This is a genomic window from Streptomyces sp. NPDC093064, from assembly GCF_044754605.1.
Lineage (GTDB): Bacteria > Actinomycetota > Actinomycetes > Streptomycetales > Streptomycetaceae > Streptomyces.
Genome location: NZ_JBIVPK010000011.1, coordinates 225,071 through 243,858, shown reverse-complemented (window position 1 = coordinate 243,858; position 18,788 = coordinate 225,071). Strand labels below are relative to the sequence as shown.

At 72.2% G+C, this 18,788-nt stretch carries 15 protein-coding genes; 3 read left to right on the top strand and 12 right to left on the bottom strand.

From position 1 onward, the window contains the following. Positions 1-417 precede the first annotated feature (417 nt). Positions 418-1,428: a stage II sporulation protein M gene (locus ACIQFZ_RS16590; protein WP_402691509.1), complete on the bottom strand. Its 1,011-nt coding sequence runs from the start codon at positions 1,426-1,428 to the stop codon at positions 418-420. A gap of 131 nt (positions 1,429-1,559) precedes the next feature. On the opposite strand from ACIQFZ_RS16590, the gene ACIQFZ_RS16585 reads away from it, so the two are divergent. Further along, positions 1,560-2,609 carry an RDD family protein gene (locus ACIQFZ_RS16585; RefSeq protein WP_402691508.1) on the top strand — a complete coding sequence of 350 codons (1,050 nt, stop codon included), beginning with the start codon at positions 1,560-1,562 and terminating at the stop codon, positions 2,607-2,609. 64 nt (positions 2,610-2,673) lie between these two features. On the opposite strand, the gene ACIQFZ_RS16580 is transcribed toward ACIQFZ_RS16585, so the two are convergent. From ACIQFZ_RS16580 to ACIQFZ_RS16545, 8 genes are all read right to left on the bottom strand, one after another. Next, entirely contained in the window at positions 2,674-3,291 is a 618-nt protein-coding gene (locus ACIQFZ_RS16580) for a hypothetical protein (RefSeq protein WP_365433457.1), read from the bottom strand. A 180-nt stretch (positions 3,292-3,471) separates the two neighbouring features. Continuing rightward, a complete protein-coding gene (ahcY, locus tag ACIQFZ_RS16575) occupies positions 3,472-4,929 on the bottom strand; it encodes an adenosylhomocysteinase (RefSeq protein WP_402691507.1) in 1,458 nt (485 codons plus the stop codon). A gap of 286 nt (positions 4,930-5,215) precedes the next feature. Next, entirely contained in the window at positions 5,216-6,196 is a 981-nt protein-coding gene (locus ACIQFZ_RS16570; protein ID WP_365433451.1) for a cation diffusion facilitator family transporter, read from the bottom strand. Between the two features lie 131 nt (positions 6,197-6,327). Beyond that, positions 6,328-7,482 carry a mannose-6-phosphate isomerase, class I gene (gene manA / locus ACIQFZ_RS16565; protein WP_402691506.1) on the bottom strand — a complete coding sequence of 385 codons (1,155 nt, stop codon included), beginning with the start codon at positions 7,480-7,482 and terminating at the stop codon, positions 6,328-6,330. 79 nt (positions 7,483-7,561) lie between these two features. Further along, the gene (locus ACIQFZ_RS16560) at positions 7,562-8,689 is read right to left on the bottom strand and encodes an SIS domain-containing protein (RefSeq protein WP_365416943.1); all 1,128 of its coding nucleotides are present in this window, start codon (positions 8,687-8,689) and stop codon (positions 7,562-7,564) included. 102 nt (positions 8,690-8,791) lie between these two features. After that, positions 8,792-8,962, bottom strand: coding sequence for a Trm112 family protein (locus ACIQFZ_RS16555; RefSeq protein WP_141360461.1), 171 nt, complete (start codon positions 8,960-8,962; stop codon positions 8,792-8,794). A gap of 145 nt (positions 8,963-9,107) precedes the next feature. Next, positions 9,108-10,472, bottom strand: coding sequence for a phosphomannomutase/phosphoglucomutase (locus ACIQFZ_RS16550; protein WP_402691505.1), 1,365 nt, complete (start codon positions 10,470-10,472; stop codon positions 9,108-9,110). A gap of 112 nt (positions 10,473-10,584) precedes the next feature. Then, positions 10,585-11,007, bottom strand: a complete 423-nt coding sequence (locus tag ACIQFZ_RS16545; RefSeq protein ID WP_365416939.1) for a DUF3499 domain-containing protein — start codon at positions 11,005-11,007, stop codon at positions 10,585-10,587. 305 nt (positions 11,008-11,312) lie between these two features. Between ACIQFZ_RS16545 and ACIQFZ_RS16540 the strand changes: the two genes are divergently transcribed. Further along, positions 11,313-11,762, top strand: a complete 450-nt coding sequence (locus ACIQFZ_RS16540) for a metallopeptidase family protein (RefSeq protein ID WP_365416950.1) — start codon at positions 11,313-11,315, stop codon at positions 11,760-11,762. A gap of 61 nt (positions 11,763-11,823) precedes the next feature. Here the strand turns inward: ACIQFZ_RS16540 and ACIQFZ_RS16535 are convergent, their stop codons facing one another. The 3 genes from ACIQFZ_RS16535 to ACIQFZ_RS16525 form a co-directional block, all read right to left on the bottom strand. After that, entirely contained in the window at positions 11,824-13,356 is a 1,533-nt protein-coding gene (locus tag ACIQFZ_RS16535) for a DUF5719 family protein (protein WP_402691504.1), read from the bottom strand. Further along, entirely contained in the window at positions 13,353-17,123 is a 3,771-nt protein-coding gene (locus ACIQFZ_RS16530; protein ID WP_402691503.1) for a glycosyltransferase, read from the bottom strand. Before ACIQFZ_RS16530 ends, ACIQFZ_RS16535 begins: the two co-directional genes overlap by 4 nt. Positions 17,124-17,316: 193 nt before the next feature. After that, a complete protein-coding gene (locus tag ACIQFZ_RS16525; protein WP_003975777.1) occupies positions 17,317-17,580 on the bottom strand; it encodes a WhiB family transcriptional regulator in 264 nt (87 codons plus the stop codon). 657 nt (positions 17,581-18,237) lie between these two features. On the opposite strand from ACIQFZ_RS16525, the gene ACIQFZ_RS16520 reads away from it, so the two are divergent. Next, complete coding sequence (locus ACIQFZ_RS16520; protein ID WP_361411697.1) at positions 18,238-18,777, top strand: cysteine dioxygenase family protein; 540 nt, start codon at positions 18,238-18,240, stop codon at positions 18,775-18,777. Positions 18,778-18,788: the final 11 nt, after the last annotated feature.

Below are 18,788 nucleotides of genomic sequence, written 5' to 3'. Positions count from 1 at the left end.
GCGTTGACTTTTGGCACGCTGTTGAGTTCTCAAGGAACGGACGCTTCCTTCGTACTCACCCTCTCGGGCTTTCCTCCGGGCGCTTCCCTTCGGTGTTTCCGACTCTATCAGATCTTTTTCCGATCCGATTTCCTCGGTGCTTTCCAGGTTCCCGCTCTCGCGTTTCCCTTTCCGGCGGTTCCGACTTTATCAGAACTTTCGAGCCGGTCTGACCGGCCCTCGTTTCCGATTTATCGGGAGAGGCTTCTTCATGATCGATCTCGTCGATGTGTCAGAAGCTGATAGATGCTCACCGTCACCCTCGTGGACTGCGTCCATCTCCGGGCAACTGTTTGAATCTACCTCCCCACCCGACCCGTGTCAACGGTTCCGGTGCGGCGAAGAGGAGAGTAGCAGCTCGGCGGGCCCAAACGCACATCAGGCGGCCGTCGGCACGGTCGCGCTTCGCTCGGTCGGCGCAACGTCCCCCGTACCGCCGGCCCGTGCCGCTCGACCGCCGAGGACGTAGACGTAGGCCAGGAAGGCCAGCTCCGCGACGATCCCGATGCCTATGCGGGCCCAGGTGGGCAGGCCAGACGGCGTGACGAAGCCTTCGATGGCTCCGGAGACGAAGAGGACGAGAGCCAGACCGATCGCCATGCCCAGCGCGGCTCGGCCTTCTTCGGCGAGTGCGGTGCGGCGGGAGCGGGGGCCGGGATCGATGACCGTCCAGCCGAGGCGCAGCCCGGTACCGGCGGCGACGAAGACCGCCGTCAGTTCGAGCAGACCGTGTGGGAGGACAAGGCCGAGGAAGGTGTCGAGCCGGTCTGCCGACGACATCAGGCCGATGCCCACACCGAGGTTGAGCATGTTCTGGAAGAGGATCCACAGGACCGGCAGTCCCAGGAAGACGCCCAGGACCAGGCACATCGCGGCGGCCTGGGCGTTGTTCGTCCAGACCTGGGCGGCGAAGGCGGCCGCGGGGTGGCTGGAGTAATAGGTCTCGTACTCGCCGCCGGGGCGGGTGAGCTGCCGTAGCTCATTCGGGGCCGCGATCGCGGCCTGTACCTCGGGGTGCGTACCGATCCACCATCCCAGGAGCGCCGCGACGACGGTGGACAGGAGCGCGGTGGGAACCCACCAGTGGCGGGCCCGGTAGACCGCCGCGGGGAAGCCCTCCAGCAGGAAGCGGGTGACGTCCCGCCACGAGGCGCGGAGGGTCCCGGTCACGGCACTGCGCGCGGCTGCCACGAGCTGGCTGAGTCGGCCCGTCAGTTGCGGGTCGGGGGCGCTGGACTGGATCAGGGAGAGGTGGGTGGCGGTGCGCTGGTAGAGGGCGACGAGCTCGTCGGCCTCCGTGCCGGTGAGCCGGCGTCGGCGGCGGCGGAGCAGGGTGTCGAGGCGATCCCATTCCGCTCGGTGGGCGGAGACGAAGACGTCCAGGTCCATCGTGTCTGCCTGCTCCTCGGCTGGTTGTTCGACAACTCGTCGGCTGTGTCAACTTGTCCTACTGCGGCGCGGTCGCCCTCAGCTTGGCAGACTGGCCGTTCTCGGGGCAGGCCAGGGGAAGGACGACGGGCGTGAGTGAGCTGGTGACGGGTGAGGCCGTGGCGCTGGAGGTGCGCCCGGCGAGGCTGCCCAGCAGGGCACTGGCGGTGCTGCTCGACCTCGTCGTGACGGTGATGGTCTACATCGTCGTGTCCTTGGCTCTCATGGCGTCCACGGCTTCCTTGGACGAGGCCGCGCGGGTCGCGGTGTCGATCGCGACATTCCTGCTCGTGCTGGTGGGCGGGCCGATAGCCGTGGAGACGCTCAGCCACGGGCGGTCGCTCGGGAAGATGGCATGCGGGCTGCGGGTGGTCCGGGACGACGGTGGGCCGATCCGGTTCCGGCACGCGCTGGTGCGTGGGGCGATCGGTGTGGTCGAGATTCTGCTGACGTTCGGGGTCGTCGCCTGTATCGCCTCGCTGGTGTCGGCGCGGGGGCGCCGGCTGGGTGACGTGTTCGCGGGCACCCTGGTCGTGCGGGAGCGGGTGCCGGCCGGGCAGGCGACCGCGGTGCCCCCGCCGCCGCCCTGGCTGGCAGGGCGTTTCTCGGCGCTCGATCTGTCGGCGGTTCCCGACGGGCTGTGGCTGGCGGTCCGGCAGTACCTGACGCGGATGCAGTATCTGGATCCGCAGGTCGGCTGGAGCATGGCCGAACAGCTCGCCGCCGATCTCGCCGCTCGCACCGGGACTCCGGCGCCGCGCGAGGTTCCGCCGGCCATGTATCTGGCGGCCGTGTTGCAGGAGCGGCAGGCGCGTGAGGCCCGGCGTGCGTTCGGCGGCGGCTCCGCAGCCGGTTCGTCCACCGGAGAGGCCGGCGTCCCGGTCGCCGGGTCCGGCGCGGTGCCCGGGGCTCCCGGCTTCCCGGCGCCGCAACCGCCGGCCTACGGCGCGCCGCAACCGCCGGCGTACGGCGTCGGCGAGCACTCGGGGACTCCCATATCCACCGCGGAGGCTTCACCCACCGTGCCTCAGGACACCGCTTCCTGGGTTGCCCCGTCCACAGATCTCCCGCAGCAGCCCATGGCCCCCGAGGACACTTCGCAGACCGAGCGTCCCGGCACTGGGTTCGTGCCGCCGGCCTGACGCGTCGGCCGGTCCGGGTCCATCCATCTCCTTCACCCTCCCCCGGCCCTCTCCGCCCGCAGGCTCAGGAGTCGAAGACCGACGGGGGCGACTGAAGGTCCTCCAGCTCGATGCCGGGGGCCGCCAGAACCACGTCCCCGGCGATGTGCACGGTGTGCTGTTCGCCCGTGTCCAAGGCTGTGACCTGGTATTCGTCCACGGTCAGCGGGCCGTTGTCAGTGGCGTGTGCTTCTCTTTCCACCAGAGCCCAGGACTGGTCCACGGTGCGGGGGGCGAGGACCGGATCCGTGAAGGCCACGAGGCGGACGCGGGTCGCGGAGGCGGAGGGGGTGAGGCGCAGGAGACGGGCGGTGGCGATGAGGAACGCGGGGGATGTGCCGGTGAAGGCGTGGGCGCGCACAGTGCCTTCGGTGGCATGGATGCCGGTGGGGTCGGTGCGGACCCAGGTGACGCCGTCGAGGGCGGCACCGCGCACCTGCCAGCCTCCCGCGTGGAGTTCGAGGCGGATGGGGCGGCCGAGGTCGTCGAGGGCCAGGTCGACGGAGCCGTGATGAGCGCCCGAGGGGGTGGTCAGCTGGGATACGTAGCGCCAGCCGGAGGGGCCCGGGGCGCAGTGGAAGTGTTCTTCCGCGAGGGGGGTGTGATCGTGCGGATCGTGAAGCGAATAGCGGCCGCGGGGCATGGGGGTCCTGGGGTGTGACGGGGTGGTCCGGCCGCCTCGGCGCTTCGGGCAGGCGGGCGTGACGGCCGCCGGTCCGGTCGAAGCCACCGGTCCGGTCGAAAGGGGCAGGCCCCCGACACGGGGGTGCGGGGGCCTGCCTCGAAGGACCTGGCTGAGACGCGGGGTGCGGCTCGGTGGCGGTCAGTAGCGGTAGTGGTCCGACTTGAACGGGCCGTCGACCTCCACACCGATGTACGCGGCCTGCTCGGGGCGCAGCGTGGTGAGCTTGACGCCGAGGGCGTCCAGGTGGAGGCGGGCGACCTTCTCGTCGAGGTGCTTGGGCAGCACGTAGACGCCGGTCGGGTACTCGTCGGGCTTGGTGAACAGCTCGATCTGGGCCAGGGTCTGGTCCGCGAAGGAGTTGGACATCACGAACGACGGGTGACCGGTGGCGTTGCCCAGGTTCAGCAGGCGGCCCTCGGACAGCACGATGATCTTCTTGCCGTCCGGGAAAGTCCAGGTGTGGACCTGCGGCTTGACCTCGTCCTTGACGATGCCGGGGACCTTGGCGAGGCCGGCCATGTCGATCTCGTTGTCGAAGTGGCCGATGTTGCCGACGATCGCCTGGTGCTTCATCTTCGCCATGTCGGAGGCAAGGATGATGTCCTTGTTGCCGGTGGTGGTGACGAAGATGTCGGCCGTCTCGACGACGTCGTCCAGCGTGGTGACCTGGTAGCCGTCCATCGCCGCCTGGAGGGCGCAGATCGGGTCGATCTCGGTGATGATCACGCGGGCGCCCTGGCCGCGCAGGGACTCCGCGCAGCCCTTGCCCACGTCGCCGTAGCCGCACACGACCGCGGTCTTGCCGCCGATCAGGACGTCGGTGGCGCGGTTGATGCCGTCGACCAGGGAGTGCCGGCAGCCGTACTTGTTGTCGAACTTCGACTTGGTGACCGCGTCGTTGACGTTGATCGCCGGGAACAGGAGGGTGCCCTCGCGCTGCATCTCGTACAGGCGGTGCACGCCGGTGGTGGTCTCCTCGGTGACGCCCCGGATATCGGAGGCCAGCTGGGTCCACTTCTGCGGGTTCTCGCCCAGGGTGCGGGTCAGCAGCTCGAGGATGACACGGTGCTCGTCGGACTCGGCCGTGTCGGGCGAGGGGACCTTGCCGTCCTTCTCGTACTCGACGCCGTTGTGGACCAGCAGCGTGGCGTCGCCGCCGTCGTCCAGGATCATGTTCGGGCCGCCAGTGGGGCTGTCCGGCCAGGTCAGCGCCTGCTCGGTGCACCACCAGTACTCCTGGAGGGTCTCGCCCTTCCAGGCGAAGACCGGAATGCCCTGCGGGTCGTCGGGGGTGCCGTTGGGGCCGACGGCGATGGCGGCGGCCGCGTGGTCCTGCGTGGAGAAGATGTTGCAGGACGCCCAGCGGACCCGCGCGCCGAGGGCCGTCAGGGTCTCGATCAGGACGGCGGTCTGCACGGTCATGTGCAGGGAGCCGGTGATGCGGGCGCCCTTGAGCGGCTGCTGCTCGGCGTACTCCGCACGGATCGCCATCAGGCCGGGCATCTCGTGCTCGGCGAGGGAGATCTCCTTGCGGCCGAACTCGGCCAGGGACAGGTCGGCGACCTTGAAGTCCTGTCGGTTCTCGACAGTCGTCATGGGGTGCTGCTCCTCGGGGTTGGGGCGAGGTGGGTACGGCTGACCTGCGCGGCGGTGGACACAGGGGTGCCCGAAGAGGACACAGGCATGCCCGCGTGCGCGCAGCGCAGTCCGTCGGAGGCCCTCTCTCCCTCGGCCGGCCCTTGCTCGGGCCGCCCGACCGCCATCAGCAGCGACGTCTGGCTCCGTCCCAAGCTACACCGCGAGACGCGGCGGCCCACAGTCCGTGTCCGGACACACCGGGCCGTTCGCGGGGCCTCGTGATCGCCGCCGGGGCCGGCCCGGGTCAGTGGCCCGTGGGGTGCGGGGCGGGTCCGCCGGGGGTGGCCTCGCGGTCCGGGCCCTTGGCCGCCTCGGCCTCGCTGTAGATGTCAGGTTCCAGGTAGATGACGCGGGCGATGGGGACGGCGGCGCGGATGCGGGCCTCGGCGGCGTCGATGGCGGCGGCGACCTCGGCGGCCGTGTCGTCGTGCTGCACGCCGATCTTGGCAGCGATGAGCAGTTCCTCGGGGCCGAGGTGGAGCGTGCGCATGTGGATGACGCCGGTGACGGTGTCGCCATCGACCATGGCGGTCTCGATCTGCCGGACCACGTCGGTGCCGGCGGCCTCGCCGAGCAGCAGGGACTTGGTCTCGGCGGCCAGGACGAGGGCGATCAGCACCAGCAGGGCGCCGATGCAGACCGTGCCGATGCCGTCCCAGATCCCGTCGCCGGTGAGCAGGGCGAGGCCCACACCGCCGAGGGCGAGGACGAGACCGATCAGCGCGCCGAAGTCCTCCAGGAGCACGACCGGCAGTTCGGGGGCCTTGGCGCGGCGGATGAACTGCGGCCAGGAGAGCTTGCCGCGCAGTTGGTCGGCCTCCTTGACGGCCGTGCGGAAGGAGAAGCCCTCGGCGACGATCGCGAAGACGAGGACGCCCACCGGCCAGTACCAGTGCTCCAGTTCGTGCGGGTTGCGGATCTTCTCGATGCCCTCGTAGATGGCGAACATGCCACCGACGGAGAACAGGACGATGGAGACGAGGAAGGCGTAGACGTACCGTTCGCGGCCGTAGCCGAAGGGGTGCTGCGGGGTCGCCTCGCGCTGGGCCCGCTTGCCGCCGATCAGCAGCAGGAACTGGTTGCCGGAGTCGGCGAGGGAGTGCACGCCCTCGGCGAGCATCGACGAGGAGCCGCTGAAGGCGAATGCCACGAACTTGGCTACCGCGATGGCGAGGTTGGCGCCGAGTGCCGCCATGATCGCCCTGGTGCCGCCTGACGCGCTCATCTGTCCGCGTTGTCCCTTCACCGTCGTACTCGCTTGCGGCCTTGGCCCGTCCTCGGCCGGTGGGTCATTGTCGCAGCCCGGTTCGGCGACGGTTACCCGGGCGGCGGCCCGTTGGGCCGCCGCCCGCGCGGTCAGACGACGACGGTGGCCCGGAACAGGGTGCCGGTGCCGGACACTTCGGTCTTTTCGCCGGCCGGGACGAACACGGACTGCCCCGGGGCGAGTTCCTGATCGCCGGCCCGGACGGAGCGGGCCGTGCAGAGCAGGATCTGCGGGGTGTCGAGGGTGAGGTCGTGGACGGCGTCGGTGCCCTCGGGCAGGACGTAGCGGGACAGGCGGAACTCGTCGACGGGGGTGGCGTAGACCTCCTCGCCGTCCGGGCCGGCCTCCGGGCACAGGATGCCGGGGTCGCGGGCCTCGAAGCGGACGATGCGCAGGAGTTCGGGGACGTCGACGTGCTTGGGGGTCAGGCCGCAGCGCAGGACGTTGTCGGAGTTGGCCATGATCTCCACGCCCAGGCCGTTGAGGTAGGCGTGCGGGATGCCGGCGCCGAGGAAGACCGCCTCGCCCGGCTTGAGGCGGAAGTGGTTGAGGAGCATCGCGGCCAGCACGCCTGGGTCGCCCGGGTAGTGGCGGGCGATGCCGGCGTAGGGGGCGTGGTCGCCGCCGAGGCGGGCGCAGGCGTCCGCGGCCTCGGCGACCGTCGCGGCCATCTCCTCGCGGTCGGCGGTGAGGAGGGCGGTGAGGACCTCGCGCAGGGCGGCTTCCTCGGGGCGGGCGTGCAGCACGTCGATGTACGGCTTGAGGGACTCGACACCGAGGGCGTCGAGCAGTTCGGCGGCCCGGTTCGGCGCGCGGAAGCCGCACAGGCCGTCGAACTCGGTGAGCGCGCAGACCAGTTCGGGCTTGTGGTTGGCGTCCTTGTAGTTACGGTGCGGGGCGTCGGCGGGGACGCCTCGGCGCTCCTCGTCGGCGTATCCCTCCTTGGCCTGTGCCAGGTCGGGGTGGACCTGGAGGGAGAGCGGGGCGCCGGCGGCGAGGATCTTGAGCAGGAAGGGCAGGCGCGGGCCGAACTTCGCGACCGCCTTGGCGCCCAGTTCCTCCTCCGGGCCGGCGTCGATGACCTCGGCGAGAGTGCCGCGTGCGGTGCGCGAGGGTGCGCCCGGATGGGCCCCCATCCACAGCTCCGCCTGGGGTTCGCCGCTCGGTTCGACACCCAGCAGGTGCGGGATGGCGGTGGTGGAACCCCAGGCGTAGGGGCGGATCGTGTTGTCGAGGCGGTCCATACGCTTCTCTCTGCGGTTCTGGGCTGTTCTCGGCGTACTCAGCTGTTCTCGGCTGTTCTCGTCTGCGCTCAAGGACAGATCAGGTACCGGAGGCGAGCGCCAGGTAAACGGCGGTGAAATCCGTGACGGCGATCAGTTCCGCGAGGGTCTCGATCTCGTCGCCGGGGTCCGGCTCCAGCTCGCTGATCGGCGTGTCGTGGCTGAGGGCCAGGTCTCGGGCGGCCGGGGCGGCGGTCAGGCCGCTGAGCGGGCGGTCGCGCAGCAGCACCACGCGCGCGTGCAGGGCCGGCCGCTCCTCGACGCGGTCGCGGAAGAAGTCGTCCGGGTCGGCGCTGGCGGCCAGCGGACCGGCGAGCAGTGCGGTGTGCGCGGCAAGGGCTTCGGGCAGTTCGGCGACGATCGCGGGGATGCCGGACAGTTCGGCGAGCCCGGCGGCGAACCGGCGTCCCGCGGGGCCCGCGGAGGGGCCCTCGGTCCAGATGACCGGCAGCGTGTCGGCGAGTTCGGCGGCGAGGGTCTTGGCCGGGTTGCTGTAGGTGACGATGGCGGGTCCGCAGCGCTCGGCGATGTGGTCCAGCCGGTTGGCGACCTTTTCCAGGGAGTCGGGCGGGGCGGTGAGCAGGCCGACGCGGTCCAGGAGTGCCAGCAACGGCGTGAGCAGCGCCCACAGGACGCCGGGGGCGGATCCGGCGAGGGGTTCGCCATGGTCGTAGGGGGCCGTGGCCATGGGGATGAACAGGCCGCGGGCGCCCTCGAGGGCCTCGGCGAGCGGGGTCCCCGCGGGGGCCACGGCGACGACCGTGCAGCCGCGCCGGTAGGCCTGCTCGGCGAGCAGGGACAGGCTCGGCTCGGTGCCGTCCGGGGTGGCGATCAGCAGCAGGTCGACGGAGCCGGCCCAGCCGGGCAGCTCCCAGCGCAGGGCGCCGGCCGCGGAGGCCACGCCCGTGGGTGCCAGCCGGGTCACGGGGCTGCCGGCGCCGGCGAGCGTGCCGAGCAGGTCGGCCGCGTGGGTGGCGGCGGCGCCGGGGCCGGCGATCAGGACGGCGCGGGGGCGACCGTCGGGCCTGAGGCCGCTCACGCCGGCCTCAACGGCGTTCCGGGCGGCGGTCCGGACGCGGGCACCGGCCTCGGCCGCGCCGCGGAGCAGTCCGCGGCGGTCGGCCTGGGCGAGCCCCTCCGGGGCGTCGAGCAGCGATTCGTCGAGCATGGGCGGCAGCCTCCCGATCGGGCACCGAGCGCCGGGTCGTCTTCGTGCGGACAGCGGAACCCGTCCGGGCGAGGCGGTGGGCCTCTTCCGGACGGGTCTGCGTCACGCGGGGCGGCGGGCCTCGTCGACGAGCAGGACGGGGATGCCGTCGCGGACGGGGTACGCCAGACCGCAGTCCTGCCCGGTGCAGACCAGCTCGGTGTCCTGCTCCTTGAGGGGGGCGTGGCAGGCCGGGCAGGCGAGGATCTCCAGAAGGCCGGCTTCGAGCGGCATGGGGTTTCCCTTCGGGCGGGCGGCGTGGGTGCGTCGGTGCGGTCGTACGGATGTGCCTGGTCAGGGTACCGCCGGTGGGGGCGGCGTGGCGGGGTCGGGCCGTGCCGCACGCCGGGGCGCCGCCCTGATGGGGGTGGACGGCCCCTCAGCCCCGGATGATGGCCAGGGCCTCGTCCCGCACCTTGGTCATCGTCGCCTCGTCGCGGGCCTCGGCGTTCAGCCGCAGCAGCGGTTCGGTGTTGGACGGGCGGACGTTGAACCACCAGTCGGCGGCGGTGACGGTGAGGCCGTCGAGTTCGTCGAGGGTGACGTCCGCGCGGCCGGCGTAGGCCGACCTGATGGCGGCGAGGCGGGCGGCCTGGTCGTCGACCGTGGAGTTGATCTCGCCGGAACCGGCATAGCGGTCGTACTGGGCGACGAGGGCCGACAGAGGGCCGTCCTGGCCGCCCAGGGCCGCGAGGACGTGCAGGGCGGCCAGCATGCCGGTGTCGGCGTTCCAGAAGTCCTTGAAGTAGTAGTGCGCGGAGTGCTCGCCGCCGAAGATCGCGCCGGTCCTCGCCATCTCGGCCTTGATGAAGGAGTGGCCCACGCGAGTGCGGGCGGGCGTGCCGCCGTTCTCCTCGACGACCTCCGGGACCGACCAGGAGGTGATGAGGTTGTGGATGATCACGCCCTTGCCGCCGTTCTTCGCCAGCTCGCGGGCGGCGACCAGCGCGGTGATCGCGGACGGGGAGACCGGCTCGCCGCGCTCGTCGACCACGAAGCAGCGGTCGGCGTCGCCGTCGAAGGCGATGCCGAGGTCGGCGCCCTCCGCGCGGACCCGCTTCTGGAGGTCGACGAGGTTGGCCGGGTCCAAGGGGTTGGCCTCGTGGTTGGGGAAGGTGCCGTCCAGTTCGAAGTACATCGGGACGAGGTCGACGGGCAGGCCGTCGAAGACGGTCGGGACGGTGTGGCCGCCCATGCCGTTGCCCGCGTCGACGACGACCTTCAGGGGGCGGAGGGAGTCGAGGTCGACGAGGGAGCGCAGGTACGCCGCGTAGTCGTGCAACGTGTCGCGCCGGCTGATCGTCCCCTGCCGGGCGGCCGGCTCGGGGGCGCCCGAGGCGAGCCACCGCTCGACCAGTTCGCGGATCTCCACCAGCCCGGAGTCCTGGCCGACGGGGGCCGCGCCCGCGCGGCACATCTTGATGCCGTTGTACCTGGCCGGGTTGTGCGAGGCCGTGAACATCGCGCCGGGCAGGTCCAGGGCGCCGGAGGCGTAGTACAGCTGGTCCGTCGAGCACAGGCCGATCCCGGTGACGTCGGCGCCGTACCGTGCCGCGCCGCGGGCGAAGGCCCGGGCCAGGCCGGGCGAGGAGGGCCTCATGTCGTGGCCGGTCACGAGGGCGTCGGCGCCGGTGACCTGGGCGAAGGCCGCCCCGAAGAGTTCGGCCAGCGGTTCGTCCCACTGGTCCGGGACCACCCCGCGTACGTCGTACGCCTTCACGATCTGCGACAGATCAGCAGCCACGGCCAGCCCTTCTGAGGTCCTATCGGTCACCACAAACTACCGTCGGCGTGCGAACAGAAGGCGGCGGAGGCGAGGGCCGCGAGTGGCGGAAGGATTTCGCGGCTGCCCGGTGTCAGCTGTCGGGCGAGCGGAGCACGCGCAGATGGCCGCGGCGGGCCACCTCCATCGGGTCCGCGGCACGCGCGCCGCCACCGGCCTCGGCCGCTCGTTCCTGAGGCCTGGCCGCCTCACGCACGGCGTTGGCAAGCGCTTCCAGATCGTCACCGCTGGGCCGCGCGGGAGCCGAGCCGTCGAGAAGCCGGACGACCTCCCAGCCGCGGGGGGCGGTGAGGCGCTCGGAATGCTCGGCGCACAGGTCGTAGCAGTGGGGTTCGGCGTAGGTGGCGAGCGGGCCGAGGACAGCGGTCGAGTCGGCGTAGACGTACGTCAGCGTCGCTACGGCGGGACGGCCGCAAGCGGTGCGCGAACAGCGACGTACAAGGCTCACGACGATGGACGGTACCGCACTCTTGAGCGGGCCGCGACGACTCTCCACCAGGCCACTCCACCGTGTCGCGGTATGAAACGTCCCAGACACACCTTCTGTCACACTTCGCTGACCTGCATGAACGCCCCCTGTCGGGATCTCGAACACGTCGGATCCGGTCACGACCGGGTACAAAATCAGTCAATTACCTTGATACCGACGGTCCTGGAGAGATATGGAATCGAGCCCCAGCTTGGCTGAAATGCTCACCGGGCGCCCGGCCGTGGCGGGGCGGGGACAGCGTCCGGCGTGAGGTCCGGGGTGATGCGCGGAGCCGGGCACGCGGGGACGCCGGGGACTACCCTTCATCAGTGATGGACAACCGTGTACCGCCCCGTGCCGCCGGCCCCGGGCCCCGCCGACGTGATCGCCACGGCCGGGGCATGCGCGGCCCGATCGCCCCGCCGCAGGTGCCGCTCGCCGCGAGCCGCGCCGAAGCGTTCGCGGATCTGGTGCAGGACTCCGTGGACCGTCTGGAGCGGCGCTGGCCGCAACTGGCCGACGTCGACTTCTTCGTGGTGGAGGTGCCGCGGCTGGACGGGCCGGGACAGCCGTGGAGCGACGAGGCGGTGCCGCTCGGAGGCACGGTCGCGTCGAGTGAGGGGCGACGCGCGCGCGTGATCGTCTACCGGCGGCCGGTGGAGATCCGCACCAAGGGCCGCGACGAGCGGGCCGCCCTGGTGCACGAGATCGTCGTCGAGCAGGTGGCCGAGCTGCTGGGGCTGACCCCGGAGACGGTCGACCCCCGGTACGGCGAGGACTGACCGCCCCGGCACGGCGAGGACCGCCCCGGCCCGTCGCCGGGGCGCCCCCGGGCCGGCAGGCTCACTTCTGCAGCACCGACAGGTCCTGCTCAGCGTGCGGCACCGCCACCATCCCCCGGTCGTCCGGCAGCGTCTGGATCGTGAAGCCGGGGTTGCCCTCCCGCGACGCCGTGAGGGTGCGCGCCCCGTAGACCGGGCCGCCGGAGATCCGCTCCACCGTGAGCGCGTACGTCCCCTTCAGGCCGGACGGCACCGGCGGGGCGATGTCCTGGGTCGTGCCTTCCTTGATCGTGTAGGTCTTCGAGACCGCCGTGCCGCCCCCGCTGCCCGCCGACGCGGTGACCTTGACCTGTGCGGTGGCGGTGGGAGCCGTCAGCGACAGCGTCGAGCCCTTGGCGCTGTTGTCGGGCGAGGTCGCCCGGGTCATGAACGGGCCGGCCGCCGGAATGAACGCCGTCTCCTGCCGGTCACCCTTGCCCCGGAGGACCCGCAGCGCCGCGACCACGGGCACCGACCGCGAGGTCGGGGTCAGCACCAGCGACCCCGCCTCCTCGCGCGTGACCTCGCCGAGGTCGATGGCGGTCGTCATGCCGCCCTTGAGGTGGACCGTCTCGTGCCCGGCGGGCGTGATCAGCCCGGACGGGGAGGCGAGGCGCACCTTCAGGTCGGCGTCGGAGTCGGCGGGCGTGAAGGCGACCAGCCGTACGTCCGTGGCGTCCTTGGGGATGCCCGGGAGCACCAGGCTGCCCGCCGGGTCCGCGGACGCGGCCAGCCAGTCCCCGCCCAGACTGTTGTCGAGAGCCTGCACCGCCGCCCCGACCCGGCCGCTGCGCACGCTCACGTGCACCGTGAGGTCCTGCTGCGCGGAGTCGGTGAGCGTGGACAGCAGGATCGGCTCGCTGGAGTGCGGCGCAACGGTGACGCCCTCGCCGGCGGGCGACTTCACGGCGCCCTCCGCGCCGTAGAGCCCGATGTCGACGACGGCCGGGGAGTCGTCCGGGTTGGTCAGGTGGATGTAGTCGGACCGGGCGGCGGCTGTGCTCGCGCCGGGGAACCAGAACTGGGTGTCCGGCGCGGTGCAGGTCACGCCCAGCACCCCGCGGCCGGCGCCCGCGGCGACCTCGGTGGTCTGCTGCACGGTCCAGCCGGGCGCGAACTTGCCCTCGGCCGTGCCGATCAGCGCGGGCGCGTCCCCGCCCGAGGTGTCGACGGTGACGGGTGTGCCGGGCTCCTTGGGTTCCAGGACGGACTTGGCGGTCTTGTTCTTTCCGCCGTCCTTGGTCTTGCCCGTGGAGCCGCCCTTGGCCGCGTCCTTCCCGCCGCCCGTGTCCGACTGCTCGGTGGCGGGCAGGAGCTGGGCCTTGCCCGTGCCGCTGGTGCCCGCGGTCACGGGGGTGAAGGACGTGTACGCGGTGTCGGCTATGTCGGAGGTGCTCGGTGTCGGGCACACCAGGGTCGTGCGCTCGACGGGCAGTTGCGCGGCCGCCGTGGCGGGGCCGGCGCCCGCGGCGTCCGGCGTGTCCAGCGCGGCGAATCCGGTGACGGCGGCGAGCGCGGTCACGCCGGCGATCAGGGACAGGGTCGTGCGGTTCACTGCTGGCTCCCGTCGGGGCGCTCATTGCCGTTGCCGTGCGGGGGGTGCTGAGCCGGGTCGTAGGGCTCCTCGTACCCCTGCTGGTACGTCTGGTCGTAGGGCGCCGCCGGGGTCTGGCCGCCGTAGCCGTAGGGGTCGTACTGGCCGCCCTGGTACGCCTGGTCGTAGCCGCCCGCCGCGTACTGCTGGGGCTGGGCGTCCTGGTACTGGCCGTCACCCGGGTACTGGCCGTCGCCCTGGTACTGGCCGTCGCCGTAGGCGCCGTACTCGGTCGCGGCTCCCGCGTAGGCGCTGGTGTCCCACTCGTCGTAGGACTGCTGGTGCGGGACGGCGGCGGGCGCCTCGCCCGGGGCGGGAGGCGGCACGGTGCCCGGTTCCGCCGCGAACTCCCGCTGTCCGAACTCCTCCTGACCGGCTTCGCCCTGTCCGACCTCGTCTGCCTCGGCCTCGGCCTGGGCCCGCAGCCTGCGGGCCCGGCGGCCCTCCCCGGCGACTGCCTGGGCGGGAACGAGCTCCTCCTCCGGCAGGTCGTCGTCGACGTCGCGGCGCCGGCCGGGCAGGGCGAGCACGACGAGGACGACGGCGAGGGCGCCCTGGGCCCACAGCCAGGCCGTGTGGCCGAACGGGTCCTCGAAGGTGACGTCCAGCTTGCCGCCGGAGCCGGGGAGCTGGAAGCCCTGGGCCCAGTCGTCGACGGTGGTGCGGGTGAGCGGCCTGCCGTCCAGGGTGGCCGTCCAGCCCGCGTCGGCGGAGTCGGCCAGGCGCAGCACGCGGCCCTCGGCCCCGGACGGGATCGTGGTGTGGATCTCCACGGGTCCGGCGGCGACGGGCTGGGCGGTGCCGGAGCTCGCGGCGGGCACGATGGCGGCGCGCGAGACCTCCTGGTTGACCCGCCACAGGGCGCTGCCGTCCTGCTGGCTGAGCCGGGTCAGGCCGGGCGTGGCGTCCAGGACGCGGCTGACGTCGCGGGGAGCGCCCTTGTGGACCAGGACGTAGCGGACGGCGAAACCGCCGAGCTGGCCGGCCTGGTCGGCGCCGGAGCCGGCGACCAGGTTGGCGACGACCTTGTCCAGCTGCTTGTTCCCGCCGTTCACCGCGGCGAGTTCGGCGTCGCCCATGCGGGCGCCGGAGCCGCGTACGAGCATGTAGCCGACGTGGGCGGGCGAGTCGCTGTCGAGGACCAGGGTGCGGGCCTGGTCGCGGGTGCCGCTCTCCTCGGCGACGAACGCGGGCACCTGCACGGGGTCGCGCCGCTCCACCGGGCCGTCGGCGCCGCGGATCATCCAGCCGGCGGCGACGAGCAGGGGTCCGGCGGCCGAGGCGAAGGCGATCAGTGCGGCGACCGGCTGGCGCCAGCCGAAGCTCTGCTCGGCCACGCGCGCGCGTGCCCCGTCGGCGCCGAGCGCGGCGGCGGCGAGGAGGGCGAGGCCGTAGACGAGGGTGGCCGGGCCGGCCCAGGTGGAGCCGTTGGACAGCACGGCGAAGACGAGCGCCACCAGGGCGACCGCCCAGGCCGTCCAGATCGCGGACTGGCGCTCGGAGCGCAGCAGGGCGGCCAGCGCGGCCAGGACGATGCCGATGAGCATCAGCCCGTGCACCGTGCCGGGTCCGCCCGGGCCGGCGCCGAGCAGGTCGAGCGCGGAGGCGGCCGAGGAGCCGTACTCCAGGCCGGCCTCGTGGAAGAAGCCGAACGGCAGCAGCGACAGCGACCAGGGCGCGAGGACCAGCAGGGGGGTGCCCAACTGGGCCAGGAAGCGGAGCCCGTGGGCCACGATGTCGTCGCGGCGCACGACCAGCACGCCGAGGCCGAGCAGGAGCGCGATGGGCCACACGATCGGCGTGAACGCGGTGGCGACGGTCAGCAGCAGGGCGTACGCCCAGGTGGCGCGCCAACTGCCGCGGGTGCCGGGGGCTCTGGCCAGGCCGGCGGCCGCGACGCCCGCGCGGGCGATCAGCGGCAGCAGAACGGCCAGCACGGCGGTGCCGATGCGGCCGCCGGCCAGCGCGCCGGTGGTGGCGGGCAGGAAGGCATAGGCGACGGCGGCCCAGGCACGCAGCAGGCGGGAGGGGACCAGCGGGCGGGAGGCGAAGTACGCGGTGAATCCGGCCAGCGGTACCGAGCCGACCAGCAGGGCGGTGACCGCGAGCCCGGTCGAGCCGAGCAGCAGGGAGGCGAGCGTCGCGACCATCGCCAGGTACGGAGGCGCGGACGGGGTGCCGCCCGCGCCCACCGGGTGCCAGGAGTCGAGGTAGCGCGACCACAGTTCGGAGGAGTCGGCGGGCGCGGGCAGCAGGGCGCCGCCCGCGAGCGCGCCGCCGCCGAGCAGACCGCGGCAGGCGGCAAGGGAGACGAACAGCAGCACCAGGAAGAGCACCGGGCCGGGTTTGCGGGCGATGCGCTTGAGCCGGGCGAACTGCTCGATCTCCAGGAAGTCGGCGTCGTCGCCGCCGGGCCCGGACTCGATCGCGCCGCCGTGCCGGCCGGCCGAGGACACCTCGGCGTCGGAGCCGCCCACGAGGTTGCCGGCGACCTGTTCCACGGTGGCGCGGATGGTGGCGCCCGGCGGTGGGAGCAGCGCCCGCAGCTCACCCTTGTCGATCTGCGACTTGCCGCGCCTGCTGCGGCCCGCGATGATCCGCTCGGGCCGCAGCAGGACGCCCATCAGGCCGCGGATCTCGTCGACGGCCTGTCCCGGCACCTTGCCGACGAGGTAGGCGACGGTCCGCAGGAGGGTGCCCAGGACCAGGCGCAGCAGCACCCAGGGCAGCGCTGCCGTACGGGTGTTGACGAGCAGGGTGTAGACGGCGCCGGCCTTGTCGACCTTGTGCGGGGAGGCGGCGGTGCGGCCGACGCAGTCGACGGTGCGGCGCTCGCGGGAGGCCGCCTCGGCGTGCCGTACGACGGCTTCGGGGGCGACCAGGACACGGTGGCCGGCGGAGAGGGCACGCCAGCACAGGTCGACGTCGTCGCGCATCAGGGGAAGCCGGCGGTCGAACCCGCCCAGCTCCTCGAAGATGTCACGCCGGATCAGCATTCCGGCGGTGGACACCGACAGCACGGGCCGTACGTGGTCGTGCTGGCCCTGGTCCTGCTCGCGCCGGTCGAGGCCGGTCCAACGGCGTCCGGAGTTGGCGATGCTGACGCCCACTTCGAGGAGCTGCCTGCGGTCGTACCAGCCGCGCAGCTTGGGGCCGACCACCGCCACGTCGTCGCGGCCGAGTTCGTACTCGTTCTCCACGACGCGCAGCAGCTGGGCCAGGGCGTCGGGCTCGGGGGCGCAGTCGTCGTGCAGCAGCCACAGCCATTGCACCGGCTCCCCGTAGGGCAGTTCGGGCAGGTCGTAGGTGTCGTCGCGCCACGTGCGCGTGACGGGGTCCCAGCTGCTGGGGCGCTTGAGGTACGGCAGGTCGTCCGGGGCGAGGACCGGGGCGCTGTGGACGGCCTCATTGACGGCCTGTCCGAAGCCGGTGCGCCGGGCGAGGTGCACAACGCGGTCCGCGCCGAGGGCGTCGGTGACCACCTGGGCGGACTCGTCCGCGCTGCCGGTGTCGGCGGCCACTGCGTACTGCACGGGCCGCTCCTGGCCGAGCAGGCCGGCGAGCGCGTCGGGCAGCCAGCGCGCGCCGTCATGGGAGACGAGCACGGCGGTGACGACGTGGCGCGGGTACTCCGGTGTGCCGGTCTGGTCGGACGCCGTCGCGCGCGCGGGGTCGGGCACTGGGGCAGCGCCGTCGTAATGGGCTGCCGTATGGCTGTGCACGGACATCGATGTACGGGCCCCGGTTCGGTGGACTTCGGTGGACGCCTGTGCCCGACGGGGGCAGGGGGGCGTGTTGGACGAGCGACCACACTATCGGCTGACCAACAGAGCGGCCCGCCGCCTGTGGATAACCCACCAGCGACGGGCCGTTCGTGACGTTTTCCGGGGGATGTGAGCGGAGCCTGCGGTGGTACGGCGGTCAGACGGCCGCCTTCTTCAACCGGCGGCGCTCCCGCTCGGACAGGCCGCCCCAGATGCCGAAGCGCTCGTCGTTGGCGAGGGCGTACTCGAGGCACTCGGAGCGGACCTCGCACGCGAGGCAGACCTTCTTGGCCTCGCGGGTGGAGCCGCCCTTCTCGGGGAAGAAGGACTCGGGGTCGGTCTGGGCGCACAGCGCGCGCTCCTGCCAGCCGAGTTCCTCGTCCGCGTCGTCGACCAGCAGTTGCTGCACCAGCTCGGTCATGTGCGCCCCTCGTCTGTCTTTCGCGTCCCCGTGATGCAGCCGTTATCTGTCCGGCTGAACGACACGAGTGAAATTACAAGTGTGCTGCTCCGGGCGAGTCAAGCCGAGATCTGCTATTGAGCCCCTTATTCACTCTGCGGAACCAAGGCCATGCGGAAAGTGTGCAAATCGGCATAAACCCTGACACACGGTCGAGGCTCCGAGGGTCTCGCGCCCCGCACGTAGCCCGCACAGGGAAGGACGCCTCGGACTTCGATCTCGTTCCGACGCGCACACCGAAGCGACCTGGATCACGGTCTGATCACGGGATCGCATCGGGACTTGCGCGCCCGGCATGAGCGCCATGTGTCCCGGTAGCCACGCGAGCAAACCTTTCATCTGGGAGATGAACCGGATGAGGTGAAACATGTCCCACATTCCGGGCGTCAAGTTGACAGTGGGGGTGTGAGCCGCTTGCCTAGAGGGCATGCTCGCGAACTCGGCACTCACCACGACCCGCACCGCCGGGTCCCTCGGTGCTGCCCACGCTCGCTGTAGCTGTCGCTGTTGCGGCTGTTGAGCCCCCGCGCGTCACGCGTGCTCCAGTCGTCGTCCGGACCTTTTCAGCCGGGCCCCCGTTCCCTCTGACCTTCTTTCACGAGGAACCACCCCACCCTCATGAACAGCGACAGCGACCTCCAGATCGCCGGCGACATCCTCGAAGTCCCGCACCTGCTCCAAGCCCCCCGCGAACATCCGTCCACCGTGGCCGAGTTCGTCGGCCTGGCCCGCTCCCTCGCGGCCGACCGCGCCCAGTGGGCGCACCTCGTCCGCTACGACGCGACCACCCGCTGGTACCACCGGCTGCGCACCGGCCCGGGCTACGAGGTGTGGCTGCTGTCCTGGGTGCCCGGACAGGGCAGCGGACCGCACGACCACGGCCCCTCCTCCGGCGTGCTCACGGTCCTGGACGGCGAGCTGACCGAGCGCACCGCGCGGGGCACGCGCGCGCTGGGCGCGGGCGCGCAGCGCGTGTTCGCACCCGGGTACGCGCACGAGGTCGTCAACGACACGCTGGAGCCGGCGGTCAGCCTGCACGTCTACTTCCCCGGTCTGACCGAGATGCCCATGCACGCCCGGTCCTCGACCGGGGCGGCCCGCACCGCCGCCCAGTGCGCGGGGGTCCTCCCCGACCCGGCGGGCGCGGCCGGCGCCTGAGCCGCCGGGGG

Excerpts from the sequence above, each read along its gene's own strand:
- ACIQFZ_RS16580 (WP_365433457.1), bottom strand. The coding sequence starts at position 3,291 with ATGCCCCGCGGCCGCTATTCGCTTCACGATCCGCACGATCACACCCCC.
- ACIQFZ_RS16525 (WP_003975777.1), bottom strand. The coding sequence starts at position 17,580 with ATGACCGAGCTGGTGCAGCAACTGCTGGTCGACGACGCGGACGAGGAA.
- ACIQFZ_RS16570 (WP_365433451.1), bottom strand. The coding sequence starts at position 6,196 with ATGAGCGCGTCAGGCGGCACCAGGGCGATCATGGCGGCACTCGGCGCC.
- ahcY (WP_402691507.1), bottom strand. The coding sequence starts at position 4,929 with ATGACGACTGTCGAGAACCGACAGGACTTCAAGGTCGCCGACCTGTCC.
- ACIQFZ_RS16560 (WP_365416943.1), bottom strand. The coding sequence starts at position 8,689 with ATGCTCGACGAATCGCTGCTCGACGCCCCGGAGGGGCTCGCCCAGGCC.
- manA (WP_402691506.1), bottom strand. The coding sequence starts at position 7,482 with ATGGACCGCCTCGACAACACGATCCGCCCCTACGCCTGGGGTTCCACC.
- ACIQFZ_RS16520 (WP_361411697.1), top strand. The coding sequence starts at position 18,238 with ATGAACAGCGACAGCGACCTCCAGATCGCCGGCGACATCCTCGAAGTC.
- ACIQFZ_RS16530 (WP_402691503.1), bottom strand. The coding sequence starts at position 17,123 with ATGTCCGTGCACAGCCATACGGCAGCCCATTACGACGGCGCTGCCCCA.
- ACIQFZ_RS16555 (WP_141360461.1), bottom strand. The coding sequence starts at position 8,962 with ATGCCGCTCGAAGCCGGCCTTCTGGAGATCCTCGCCTGCCCGGCCTGC.
- ACIQFZ_RS16540 (WP_365416950.1), top strand. The coding sequence starts at position 11,313 with ATGGACAACCGTGTACCGCCCCGTGCCGCCGGCCCCGGGCCCCGCCGA.
- ACIQFZ_RS16590 (WP_402691509.1), bottom strand. The coding sequence starts at position 1,428 with ATGGACCTGGACGTCTTCGTCTCCGCCCACCGAGCGGAATGGGATCGC.